The organism is Kitasatospora sp. NPDC057500 (assembly GCF_042802195.1).
Lineage (GTDB): Bacteria > Actinomycetota > Actinomycetes > Streptomycetales > Streptomycetaceae > Kitasatospora.
The window spans coordinates 1-13,004 of sequence record NZ_JBHVER010000212.1 but is presented as its reverse complement, the minus strand read 5'-3'; the positions used below and the strand labels follow the sequence as shown (position 1 = coordinate 13,004).

Sequence of the window (13,004 nt, the reverse complement as noted above, 5' to 3'; positions counted from 1 at the left end):
GGGCGGGGCCGTGGGCCCCGCCCCGAATCCGTTTTGGTCCAGCGACGCCGAGGCGTTAGCCTGGTCCGATGTGTGTGCTGGCGACCGGGTGTCGCCCCGGTTCGGCACACACCAGCAATCACCTCTCGGAAGGACCCGGAGAGACATGCCTCCCAAGAAGAAGAAGGTCACGGGGCTTATCAAGCTCCAGATCAACGCCGGTGCGGCCAACCCGGCGCCGCCGGTCGGCCCCGCGCTGGGTCAGCACGGCGTCAACATCATGGAGTTCTGCAAGGCCTACAACGCCGCGACCGAGTCGCAGCGCGGCATGATCGTGCCGGTGGAGATCACGGTCTACGACGACCGTTCCTTCACCTTCATCACGAAGACGCCGCCGGCCGCGCGCCTCATCCTGAAGGCCGCCGGCATCGAGAAGGGCTCCAGCGAGCCGCACAAGACCAAGGTCGCGAAGCTCACCAGCGCCCAGGTCCGCGAGATCGCCACCACGAAGATGCCCGACCTGAACGCCAACGACCTGGACGCCGCGGAGAAGATCATCGCCGGCACCGCCCGGTCGATGGGCATCACCGTCGAGGGCTGATCACCCCTTCTCGTCCCCCGTGGTAGGGCCTGCGCTGGCCCGTGACTACCACAACTCCCATCACCATTCAGGAGCAGCTATGAAGCGCAGCAAGGCCCTGAAGGCCGCGGACGCCCAGGTCGACCGCGAGCGCCTTTACGCCCCCCTCGAGGCCGTCCGCCTCGCCAAGGCGACCAGCACCAGCAAGTTCGACGGCACCGTCGAGGTCGCCATGCGTCTGGGTGTCGACCCGCGCAAGGCCGACCAGATGGTCCGCAGCACCGTGATCCTCCCGCACGGCACCGGTAAGACCGCTCGGGTCCTGGTCTTCGCGACCGGCGAGCGTGCCGAGGCCGCGCGTGCTGCGGGTGCCGACATCGTCGGTGCCGACGAGCTCATCGACGAGGTCGCCAAGGGCAAGCTGGACTTCGACGCCGTCGTCGCCACCCCGGACCTCATGGGCAAGGTCGGCCGCCTCGGCCGCGTGCTCGGTCCCCGTGGCCTGATGCCGAACCCGAAGACCGGCACCGTCACCCCCGATGTCGCCAAGGCTGTCAACGACATCAAGGGCGGCAAGATCGAGTTCCGCGTCGACAAGCACTCGAACCTGCACTTCATCATCGGTAAGGCCTCCTTCACCGACGAGCAGCTGGTCGAGAACTACGCCGCCGCGCTGGACGAGGTGCTCCGCGCCAAGCCGTCCGCCGCCAAGGGCCGCTACATCAAGAAGACCGCGTTCTCGACCACCATGGGCCCCGGCATCCAGGTGGACCCGAACCGCACCCGCAACCTCCTCGTCGAGGAGGACCCGGCCGCGGTCTGATCGCAGTCGTAGTCCGTACGGCGGGCCCGTACCCCCTTCGCCGGGGGCGCGGGCCCGCCGTCGTTTCCCGATCGATACCCCCGGCGGGACGACCCGCCGCCCGGTCCGTCGTACGCTCGGCCGGTCCGCCCGCGCGCTCCCGCCCAGGAGCCGCACCGCCGTCCGACCGCCGGAGAGTGCCGTGCCCGCCCTTCGCCCCGCCGTCAAGGGGGCGGCCCTGCTGCTGCTCGCCGCCGGCCTGACCGCGTGCAGCGTGCTGGCCGTGTCCGGTGACCGCACCCCGATCAGCGACCGCCCCACCGTGCGCCCGCCCCGGCAGGTGCTGCTGTCCGCCTCCCAGCGGCTGGACGACGCGGGCGGGGCCAGGGTCAAGGTGGTCCAGGAGGGCCCGGCCGGGCCGCGCAGCGCCGACGGCTCGCTGTCCTGGGGCGCCCGCGACGCGGCCGAGCTGACCGTCACCGACGAGGCGGGCAGCGGGCGGCTGCACGGCCAGGACGGTGTGCTGGAGCTGGGCTACCCGGGGGCGGCGGCCAGGACGGTGGAGCGCGCCGGGGCGGAGTCGCTGGACCCGCGGGCGGCGGCGGCCGGGGCGGCCGGCTGGGCCGGCGGCTGGATCACCGGCCTGCTGTCCAACCCGGGCGGCCCCGCGCACACGATGGCGCTGGCGGGCCGGCTCACCCCGCTCGGCGGCGAGCAGCTGAACGGCGGCACGGTCGCGCACTACCGGGGTACCGCCTCGGTGGCGGACTACTTCGGCGCCGACGAGGGACTGAGCCCCGCCCGGCTGACCGAGGTACTGGGCTACTACGAGCGGAACGGGGTCGCCACGCTCGACTACGAGTTCTGGGTGGCCCCCGGGGACCGGCTGCTGCGGGTGCGGTCCACCGTCCACGGCGCGGCGGGCGCGGTGGTGACCACCACGGACATCACCGAGGACGCCGAGCCCGCCGCCGACGCCTCCGCCGACCCGTCCGCCAAGCCGTCCGCCGACGCCCCGGCCGGCCCGTCCGCCACGCCGACGCCCTAGCGCCGTGCGGCCGAGTGGCGGGGGGTGCCACCGGGGCGCGGGAGGCCGGGTGGCAAGGTGGGCGGGAGCGGACGTTCCGGCCCGCACGGGCGGCCGGCGGATCAACGGCATCGGGGAGGCGTGGATGGCGGTGCGGCAGCGGCTGGCGGCGGTGGTCGCCGTCGCGGTGCTCGCGTCCGGGTGCGGCTCGGCCGGCGGCCCGGAGCCGTCCACCTCGTCGAGCGCGCCCGGCCCCGCGACGCCGACGCCCAGCAGCGCCTCGCCGACGTGGCCGGCCAAGCCGACCGACCGCTCCCCGCACGGGGTGCTGCTCTCCGCGCAGCTGGCCATGCAGACCGCCCGCCGGGCCAAGGTGAGCTACCGGCTGGGCGCGGACGCAGGCTCGGGCCCGCTGTTCTGGCAGCCGAAGACCGCACTGCAGGTCAAACGTTCCACCCCGGCCGCCGCCGAGCAGCTGATCGTCGTGGACACCGTGGCCTACGAGGGCGGTGACGCGGCCACCGCGGCCAGGCTGGGCGGCAGGCACTGGGAGCGGTTCGCCGGACCGCAGGGGCCGGACGGCCACCGGGAGATCCCGTACGCCGGGCTGATCGACCTGCTCAACCCGGTGGTGGCGCTGGCCGCCGCGACCGCCGACGGGGTCACCGCCCAGTACGTGGGCGAGGAGAAGTTCGAGGACTCGACGGCCGAGCACTACCGGGTGACCACCGACGCGGCCCGCTACGCGGCGGCGCAGGCCCAGCTCGGCCCGGCCCGCCGGGAGGGCCTGCGGACGGCGCTGGCCCCCGGCGGCTCAATCTCGCTGACCCTGGACCTCTGGCTGAACGACAAGGACCAGTTGGTCCGGCTGGAGCGCACCGGCACGGGGGAGGGCGGCGCGCTGGACGACTCGGTGGTGTACACCGAGCCCGGCGGTCCGCTCTCGGTGCAGGCCCCGGCGGAGGCGGACACCGTGGACACCGGTACCCGCAGCGTCTCCCCGCTGGCCCGCTGAGCCCGGCCCGCGGGGGCGATTTGCCCCGGACGGCGGCGGCCGGTTACTGTTGCCGAAGCCAAAGACCGCTGGTTGTCGTGGTGCGCCCGCAAGGGAGCCCGCGACCGAAGGATCTGCGCTTCACGCGCAGGCAGCCCGCGCAGGACTGTTTGGAGCTTTGACCTCCGGGTCGCGTGCCCCGCACGTGGATCCGTCGAGTTCACGCCGAGCCCCGTGCGCCTGCGCACCGGGGCTCATCTGCTTTTCCGCAGGGGCTTTCCTCCGTCCGGTGGTCCGAGGCGCGAATGGTCGACTCTCGCGGTCGGCCGGACTTCGACATCACGGAAGGAGGCGTAAGCCTATGGCTAGGCCCGACAAGGCTGCTGCCGTCGCCGAGATCACGGAGCTTTTCCGTGGCTCGAGCGCGGCCGTGCTGACCGAGTACCGCGGTCTGACGGTGAAGCAGGTCAAGACCCTGCGTCGCTCGCTGGGTGACAACGCCCAGTACGCCGTGGTGAAGAACACGCTGACCAAGATTGCGGCCAATGAGGTCGGGATCACGGAGCTCGACGACCTGTTCGCCGGTCCGACGGCTGTCGCCTTCGTCACCGGTGACCCGGTGGAGTCGGCGAAGGCTCTGCGTGACTTCGCCAAGGACAACCCCGCTCTCGTCATCAAGGGCGGTGTCCTTGATGGCAAGGCGCTGTCCGCCGACGACATCAAGAAGCTCGCGGACCTCGAGTCCCGCGAGGTGCTGCTCGCCAAGCTGGCGGGTGCCCTGAAGGCCAAGCAGTCCCAGGCTGCCGCGCTCTTCCAGGCCCTGCCGTCGAAGCTCGTCCGCACCGTGGACGCGCTGCGCGACAAGGTCGAGCAGGGCGGTGCCGGTACGCCGGCTCCCGCCGCCGAGGAGACCGCGGCCGAGTGATCGGCCGAGGCCCTGCCTCGCTGCGGGCCCGTACGCCCGCCAACCCGTACATCCGGCACCACCTGCCGATTTAGTGGAAGGACGCCAATCATGGCGAAGCTGACCCAGGACGAGCTGCTCGCGCAGTTCGAGGAGCTCACCCTCATCGAGCTGGCCGCGTTCGTGAAGGCCTTCGAGGAGAAGTTCGACGTCACCGCTGCCGCTCCGGTCGCCGTTGCCGCCGTTGCCGGCGGTGCCGGTGGCGCCGAGGCCGCTGTCGAGGAGCAGGACGAGTTCGACGTCATCCTCGACGGTGCCGGCGACAAGAAGATCCAGGTCATCAAGGAGGTGCGCACCCTGACCTCCCTCGGCCTGAAGGAGGCCAAGGACCTCGTTGACACCGCTGGTGCCAAGGTCCTGGAGAAGGTTGCCAAGGACGTTGCCGAGAAGGCCAAGGCCGCCCTCGAGGCCGCCGGCGCCAAGGTCACCGTCAAGTGACTCTCCGCCCCCTCTGAGGGGGCTGCGGGCCGGGCCGATCACCCTTGCGGGTGGTCGGCCCGGCCTTTTGCGTTCGGGGCCGCACGGGGCCGTCCCGCGCCCGGACGCACCGGTGTGGCCGAACGCTCACTCGGCACTGTCGGTGGGGCCGGGTATGGTGATCGCTGTCATCGGGTGAGGCTCCGACCACGGCTTCTGTAACGCCGGGGCGGTCCGGCGCGATGAACGGATCGAGGCCCGCACCGGAGGCGGGCCCTTGACGAACCCGGCACGGCGCGCGATTCTCAAGGCGCGAGTCGGCCCGGTTGGTCCGCCGCCGGATGCATAACCGGTGGCTCCGGAGGGAAGTGACTCCACGTGAGTCGTGGGCCCGGCGAGTCCGGGCCGGTGCAGTACCCGGCGGGCGCCCGCGCCCGACGGCTACCGGGAGGAGTCTCCGATTCGGTCTCCGAATCAGAGCTGGACAGCAGTGTCGCCTTTGGCTACACTGTCCCTTTGCGCTGCCTGTTAGCTGCTCCGTGACTCGTCGCCCGGAGTTTGCGTTGCCCCGAAGGGGTCTGGCACCACCTCCGCAAAGCGGCTTTGACCAGGGGTTTCGATTCCCGGCAGAGGCCAGTGGCGAGGGAGGCGGGACCAAGCCCGTGAAGGCCCGGCTGGTACGCGCGTAGTGAGCTCCGAGCCCTCGGAAGGACCCCCCTCTTGGCCGCGCCGCGCAACGCCTCGAACAATTCCGCCGCATCCACCGCCCCGCTCCGCGTCTCCTTCGCGAAGATCAAGGAGCCCCTCGAGGTCCCGAACCTCCTGGCCCTGCAGACCGAGAGCTTTGACTGGCTGCTCGGCAACGCGGCCTGGAAGACCCGGGTCGAGGAGGCGCTGGAGAACGGTCTGGACGTCCCCACCAAGTCCGGTCTGGAGGAGATCTTCGAGGAGATCTCGCCGATCGAGGACTTCAGCGGGTCGATGTCCCTGACCTTCCGCGACCACCGTTTCGAGCCGCCGAAGAACTCCATTGACGAGTGCAAGGACCGCGACTTCACGTTCGCGGCCCCGCTCTTCGTCACGGCCGAGTTCACCAACAACGAGACCGGTGAGATCAAGTCTCAGACGGTCTTCATGGGCGACTTCCCGCTCATGACCCACAAGGGCACGTTCGTGATCAACGGCACCGAGCGTGTCGTCGTGTCGCAGCTCGTCCGCTCCCCGGGTGTCTACTTCGACTCCACCCTGGACAAGGTCTCCGACAAGGACATCTTCTCCTGCAAGGTCATCCCCTCGCGTGGTGCCTGGCTGGAGATGGAGATCGACAAGCGCGACATGGTCGGCGTCCGCATCGACCGCAAGCGCAAGCAGTCCGTCACCGTGCTGCTCAAGGCTCTCGGCTGGACCAACGAGATGATTCTCGAGGAGTTCGGCGAGTACGAGTCGATGCGCGCCACCCTGGAGAAGGACCACACCCAGGGCCAGGACGACGCGCTGCTGGACATCTACCGCAAGCTGCGTCCGGGCGAGCCGCCGACGCGCGAGGCCGCGCAGACGCTGCTGGAGAACCTGTACTTCAACCCGAAGCGCTACGACCTCGCCAAGGTCGGCCGCTACAAGGTGAACCGCAAGCTCGGCAACGCCGAGTCGCTGGACTCCGGTGTGCTCACCGAGCCCGACATCATCAACGCGATCAAGTACCTGGTCAAGCTGCACGCCGGCGAGGTCGACTGGCGTGACGAGACCGGCCGCGACATCGTGGTCGAGGTCGACGACATCGACCACTTCGGCAACCGCCGCCTGCGCAACGTGGGCGAGCTCATCCAGAACCAGGTCCGTACGGGTCTCGCCCGTATGGAGCGCGTCGTGCGCGAGCGCATGACCACCCAGGACGTCGAGGCGATCACGCCGCAGACCCTGATCAACATCCGGCCGGTCGTCGCCTCCATCAAGGAGTTCTTCGGCACCAGCCAGCTGTCGCAGTTCATGGACCAGACGAACCCGCTGTCGGGCCTGACCCACAAGCGCCGTCTGTCCGCCCTCGGCCCCGGCGGTCTCTCCCGTGAGCGCGCCGGCTTCGAGGTCCGTGACGTGCACCCCTCGCACTACGGCCGCATGTGTCCGATCGAGACCCCCGAAGGCCCGAACATCGGTCTGATCGGCTCGCTGGCCTCGTACGGCCGGGTCAACGCGTTCGGCTTCATCGAGACCCCGTACCGCAAGGTCGTCGAGGGTGTCGTCACCGAGCAGGTCGACTACCTCACCGCCGACGAGGAGGACCGCTACGTCATCGCCCAGGCGAACGCCCCGCTGACCGCGGAGCTGACCTTCGCCGAGCCGCGCGTGCTGGTCCGCCGCCGTGGCGGCGAGATCGACTACATCCCGGGCACCGAGATCGACTACATGGACGTCTCGCCGCGCCAGATGGTGTCGGTCGCGACCGCCATGATCCCGTTCCTGGAGCACGACGACGCCAACCGCGCGCTCATGGGCTCGAACATGATGCGCCAGGCGGTGCCGCTGCTGAAGAGCGAGGCCCCGCTGGTCGGCACCGGCATGGAGTACCGCTGCGCCGTCGACGCCGCGGACGTCATCACCGCCGAGAAGCCGGGTGTCGTCCAGGAGGTCTCGGCCGACTACGTCACCGTGGCCAACGACGACGGCACGTACACCACGTACCGCGCCGCCAAGTTCACCCGCTCGAACCAGGGCACCGCCTTCAACCAGAAGGTGCTCGTGGACGAGGGCTCCCGGGTCGAGGCCGGCCAGGTCCTGGCCGACGGCCCGTGCACCGACGAGGGCGAGATGGCCCTCGGCAAGAACCTGCTCGTGGCGTTCATGTCGTGGGAGGGCCACAACTACGAGGACGCGATCATCCTGTCGCAGCGCCTCGTGCAGGACGACGTCCTCTCCTCGATCCACATCGAGGAGCACGAGGTCGACGCCCGTGACACCAAGCTCGGCCCCGAGGAGATCACCCGGGACATCCCGAACGTCTCCGAGGAGGTCCTCGCCGACCTCGACGAGCGCGGCATCATCCGCATCGGCGCCGACGTCGTCACCGGCGACATCCTGGTCGGCAAGGTCACCCCGAAGGGCGAGACCGAGCTGACCCCGGAGGAGCGCCTGCTCCGCGCGATCTTCGGCGAGAAGGCCCGCGAGGTCCGCGACACCTCGCTGAAGGTGCCGCACGGCGAGTCCGGCAAGGTCATCGGCGTGCGCGTCTTCGACCGCGAAGAGGGCGACGAGCTGCCCCCGGGCGTCAACCAGCTGGTCCGGGTCTACGTGGCCCAGAAGCGCAAGATCACCAACGGTGACAAGCTCGCCGGCCGCCACGGCAACAAGGGCGTCATCTCCAAGATCCTGCCGGTCGAGGACATGCCGTTCCTGGAGGACGGCACCCCGGTCGACATCATCCTCAACCCGCTGGGTGTCCCGTCCCGAATGAACCCGGGACAGGTCCTGGAGATCCACCTCGGGTGGCTCGCCAAGCAGGGCTGGGACGTCTCCGGCCTCGCCGACGAGTGGGCCAAGCGCCTCCAGGCGATCGGCGCCGACAGCGTCCAGGGCGGCACCAACCTCGCCACCCCGGTCTTCGACGGCGCCCGCGAGGACGAGATCACCGGCCTGCTGGACCACACCACGCTCACCCGTGACGGCGAGCGCCTGGTGAACTCCACCGGCAAGGCCCGGCTGTTCGACGGCCGCTCCGGCGAGCCGTTCCCGATGCCGATCTCGGTCGGCTACATGTACATCCTCAAGCTGCACCACCTGGTCGACGACAAGCTGCACGCCCGCTCGACCGGCCCGTACTCGATGATCACCCAGCAGCCGCTCGGTGGTAAGGCGCAGTTCGGTGGTCAGCGCTTCGGTGAGATGGAGGTGTGGGCCCTTGAGGCATACGGCGCCGCTTACGCGCTGCAGGAGCTGCTCACCATCAAGTCCGACGACGTTCTCGGCCGCGTGAAGGTCTACGAGGCCATCGTCAAGGGCGAGAACATCCCCGAGCCCGGCATTCCCGAGTCCTTCAAGGTCCTCATCAAGGAAATGCAGTCGCTCTGCCTCAACGTGGAGGTGCTGTCCTCGGACGGCCAGTCCATCGAGATGCGGGACTCCGACGAGGACGTCTTCCGCGCCGCCGAGGAGCTCGGCATCGACCTGTCCCGGCGCGAGCCGAGCAGCGTCGAAGAGGTCTGACGGAGGTTGGGCCGGCTGCTCGTTGAGCAGCCGGCCCGCCCCCAGGCCCCCCTCAGACCACACGAACGACTCTCGACTTACGAAAGAGGGCTTGACGACCAGTGCTTGACGTCAACTTCTTCGACGAGCTCCGCATCGGCCTGGCCACCGCCGACGACATCCGCCAGTGGTCGCACGGCGAGGTCAAGAAGCCGGAGACCATCAACTACCGCACCCTGAAGCCCGAGAAGGACGGACTCTTCTGCGAGAAGATCTTCGGCCCCACCCGGGACTGGGAGTGCTACTGCGGTAAGTACAAGCGCGTCCGCTTCAAGGGCATCATCTGCGAGCGCTGCGGCGTCGAGGTGACCCGCGCCAAGGTGCGCCGTGAGCGGATGGGCCACATCGAGCTGGCCGCCCCGGTCACCCACATCTGGTACTTCAAGGGTGTGCCGTCCCGTCTCGGCTACCTGCTCGACCTGGCGCCGAAGGACCTCGAGAAGGTCATCTACTTCGCCGCCTACATGATCACCTGGGTCGACGACGAGCGCCGCCAGCGCGACCTGCCGTCCCTGGAGGCGCACGTCTCGGTCGAGCGCCAGCAGATCGAGAACCGCCGCGACTCCGACCTCGAGGCCCGCGCCAAGAAGGCCGAGACCGACCTGGCCGAGCTGGAGGCCGAGGGCGCCAAGGCCGACGTGCGCCGCAAGGTGCGCGAGGGCGCCGAGCGCGAGATGAAGCAGCTGCGCGACCGCGCGCAGCGCGAGCTCGACCGCCTCGACGAGGTGTGGGCCCGCTTCAAGAACCTCAAGGTCCAGGACCTCGAAGGCGACGAGCTGCTCTACCGCGAGCTGCGCGACCGCTTCGGCACCTACTTCTCCGGCTCGATGGGCGCGGCGGCCCTCAAGGACCGCCTCGAGACCTTCGACCTGGCGGAGGAGTCCGAGCGCCTGCGCGAGATCATCCGCACCGGCAAGGGCCAGAAGAAGACCCGTGCGCTCAAGCGCCTCAAGGTCGTCTCCGCGTTCCTGCAGACCACCAACAAGCCCAACGGCATGGTGCTGGACTGCGTCCCGGTCATCCCGCCGGACCTGCGTCCGATGGTGCAGCTGGACGGTGGCCGCTTCGCGACCTCCGACCTGAACGACCTGTACCGCCGCGTCATCAACCGCAACAACCGCCTGAAGCGGCTTCTCGACCTCGGCGCGCCCGAGATCATCGTGAACAACGAGAAGCGCATGCTCCAGGAGGCCGTCGACGCGCTGTTCGACAACGGCCGCCGCGGCCGTCCGGTCACCGGCCCGGGCAACCGCCCGCTGAAGTCCCTCAGCGACATGCTGAAGGGCAAGCAGGGTCGTTTCCGCCAGAACCTGCTCGGCAAGCGAGTCGACTACTCGGCCCGTTCGGTCATCGTCGTCGGCCCGCAGCTCAAGCTGCACCAGTGCGGTCTGCCCAAGGCCATGGCGCTGGAGCTCTTCAAGCCGTTCGTGATGAAGCGCCTGGTCGACCTGAACCACGCGCAGAACATCAAGTCGGCCAAGCGCATGGTCGAGCGCGCGCGTCCGGTCGTGTGGGACGTCCTCGAAGAGGTCATCGCCGAGCACCCGGTCCTGCTGAACCGTGCGCCCACGCTGCACCGCCTCGGCATCCAGGCCTTCGAGCCGCAGCTGGTCGAGGGCAAGGCCATCCAGATCCACCCGCTCGTCTGCACCGCGTTCAACGCGGACTTCGACGGTGACCAGATGGCCGTCCACCTGCCGCTCTCCGCGGAGGCGCAGGCCGAGGCCCGCATCCTGATGCTGTCCTCGAACAACATCCTGAAGCCGGCCGACGGTCGCCCCGTCACCATGCCGACCCAGGACATGGTGCTCGGTCTGTTCTTCCTGACCTCGGACCGCGACAACGTGAAGGGCGCCGGCCGCACCTTCTCGTCGACCGCCGAGGCGATCATGGCCTTCGACGCCCGCGATCTGGACGTCCAGGCCCCGATCGAGCTGCGCCTGCCCATCGGCACCGTCCCGCCCCGCGGCTGGACCCCGCCGGTGGACGAGGACGGCCAGTCGTCCTGGTTCGAGGGCGAGTCCTTCCGCCTGAAGACCACCCTGGGCCGCGCGCTCTTCAACGAGCTGCTGCCCGAGGACTACCCGTTCGTCGACTACGAGGTGGGCAAGAAGCAGCTCTCCGCGATCGTCAACGACCTGGCCGAGCGCTACCCCAAGGTCACCGTCGCGGCGACCCTGGACAACCTGAAGGCGGCCGGCTTCCACTGGTCGACCCGTTCGGGTGTCACCGTCTCGATCTCGGACGTCATCGTCCCGCCGAGCAAGCCCCAGATCCTTGAGGGCTTCGAGGCGAAGGCGGAGAAGGTCCAGAAGCAGTACGAGCGCGGTCTGATCACCAACGACGAGCGCAAGCAGGAGCTCGTCGGCATCTGGACCCAGGCGACCAACGAGGTCGCGGACGCCATGGCCGCGAACTTCCCGAAGACCAACCCGATCTTCATGATGGTCGACTCGGGCGCGCGTGGAAACATGATGCAGATGCGCCAGATCGCCGGTATGCGTGGTCTGGTGTCCAACGCGAAGAACGAGACCATCCCGCGACCCATCAAGGCGTCGTTCCGTGAGGGTCTCTCCGTGCTGGAGTACTTCATCTCCACCCACGGTGCCCGTAAGGGTCTCGCGGACACCGCCCTCCGTACCGCCGACTCCGGTTACCTCACCCGTCGTCTGGTCGACGTCTCCCAGGACGTCATCATTCGCGAGGAGGACTGCGGCACCGAGCGCGGCCTGAAGCTGGCGATCGGCTCCGTGGGCGCCGACGGCGTGCTGCGCAAGGCCGACGACGTCGAGACCAGCGTCTACGCCCGCATGCTCGCCGAGGACATCACCGTCGACGGCAAGCTGCTGGCCACCGCCAACACCGACCTCGGTGACGTGCTGATCGACGAGCTGATCCGCCACGGCATCGCCGAGGTCAAGACCCGCTCGATCCTGACCTGTGAGTCGGCCGTCGGCACCTGCGCCATGTGCTACGGGCGCTCGCTGGCCACCGGAAAGCTGGTCGACATCGGTGAGGCGGTCGGCATCATCGCCGCCCAGTCCATCGGTGAGCCCGGTACCCAGCTGACCATGCGTACCTTCCACACCGGTGGTGTGGCCGGTGACGACATCACCCAGGGTCTGCCGCGTGTCGTCGAGCTCTTCGAGGCCCGTACCCCCAAGGGTGTGGCCCCGATCTCGGAGGCCCAGGGCCGGGTCCGCATCGAGGACACCGAGAAGACCCGCAAGATCGTCGTCACCCCTGACGACGGCACCGACGAGATCGCCTACCCGGTCTCCAAGCGTGTCAAGCTCCTGGTGAGCGAGGGCGAGGCGGTCGAGGTCGGCCAGAAGCTGACCATGGGTGCCACCAACCCGCACGACGTCCTGCGCATCATGGGCCAGCGCGCCGTCCAGGTCCACCTGGTCGCCGAGGTCCAGAAGGTCTATAACTCGCAGGGTGTGTCGATCCACGACAAGCACATCGAGATCATCATCCGGCAGATGCTCCGCCGCGTGACGATCATCGAGTCGGGCGACGCCGAGCTGCTCCCGGGCGAGCTCGTCGAGCGCGGCCGCTTCGAGCAGGAGAACCGTCGCGTGGTCTCCGAGGGCGGTCACCCCGCCTCCGGCCGTCCGCAGCTGATGGGTATCACCAAGGCCTCGCTGGCCACCGAGTCCTGGCTGTCGGCCGCCTCCTTCCAGGAGACGACCCGGGTTCTCACCGACGCGGCGATCCACGCCAAGTCGGACCCGCTGCTGGGCCTCAAGGAGAACGTCATCCTCGGCAAGCTCATCCCGGCCGGTACGGGTCTGCCCCGCTACCGCAACATCCGGGTCGAGCCGACCGAAGAGGCCAAGGCCGCCATGTACTCGGCCGTCGGCTACGACGACTACGACCTGTCGCCCTTCGGCGCCGGCTCCGGCCAGGCGGTCCCGCTGGACGACTACGACTACGGCCCCTACACCGGCTGAGTCCACGGTCCCCGTCCGCAGGGCGGCCACCCCCTCCCGGGGTGGCCGC

The 13,004-nt window shown here is 69.4% G+C and carries 8 protein-coding genes; all 8 read left to right on the top strand.

What is annotated here, in order from left to right; all coding sequences use genetic code 11:
• The first annotated feature begins 145 nt into the window (after window positions 1-145).
• Window positions 146-580 (top strand): 50S ribosomal protein L11, encoded by a 435-nt coding sequence (gene rplK / locus ACFU74_RS31150; RefSeq protein ID WP_376086189.1) that lies wholly within the window; start codon window positions 146-148, stop codon window positions 578-580.
• 79 nt (window positions 581-659) lie between these two features.
• Window positions 660-1,382 (top strand): 50S ribosomal protein L1, encoded by a 723-nt coding sequence (rplA, locus tag ACFU74_RS31145; RefSeq protein WP_350542338.1) that lies wholly within the window; start codon window positions 660-662, stop codon window positions 1,380-1,382.
• A gap of 181 nt (window positions 1,383-1,563) precedes the next feature.
• Complete coding sequence (locus ACFU74_RS31140) at window positions 1,564-2,409, top strand: hypothetical protein (protein WP_380762819.1); 846 nt, start codon at window positions 1,564-1,566, stop codon at window positions 2,407-2,409.
• Between the two features lie 124 nt (window positions 2,410-2,533).
• Window positions 2,534-3,403 (top strand): hypothetical protein, encoded by an 870-nt coding sequence (locus ACFU74_RS31135; protein ID WP_380762818.1) that lies wholly within the window; start codon window positions 2,534-2,536, stop codon window positions 3,401-3,403.
• Window positions 3,404-3,743: 340 nt separating this feature from the next.
• Window positions 3,744-4,307 carry a 50S ribosomal protein L10 gene (gene rplJ, locus ACFU74_RS31130; protein WP_380762816.1) on the top strand — a complete coding sequence of 188 codons (564 nt, stop codon included), beginning with the start codon at window positions 3,744-3,746 and terminating at the stop codon, window positions 4,305-4,307.
• Window positions 4,308-4,397: 90 nt separating this feature from the next.
• Complete coding sequence (gene rplL / locus ACFU74_RS31125; protein ID WP_380689547.1) at window positions 4,398-4,784, top strand: 50S ribosomal protein L7/L12; 387 nt, start codon at window positions 4,398-4,400, stop codon at window positions 4,782-4,784.
• Between the two features lie 699 nt (window positions 4,785-5,483).
• Window positions 5,484-8,960, top strand: a complete 3,477-nt coding sequence (gene rpoB / locus ACFU74_RS31120) for a DNA-directed RNA polymerase subunit beta (protein ID WP_380762814.1) — start codon at window positions 5,484-5,486, stop codon at window positions 8,958-8,960.
• 101 nt (window positions 8,961-9,061) lie between these two features.
• Complete coding sequence (locus ACFU74_RS31115) at window positions 9,062-12,955, top strand: DNA-directed RNA polymerase subunit beta' (RefSeq protein ID WP_380762812.1); 3,894 nt, start codon at window positions 9,062-9,064, stop codon at window positions 12,953-12,955.
• Window positions 12,956-13,004: the final 49 nt, after the last annotated feature.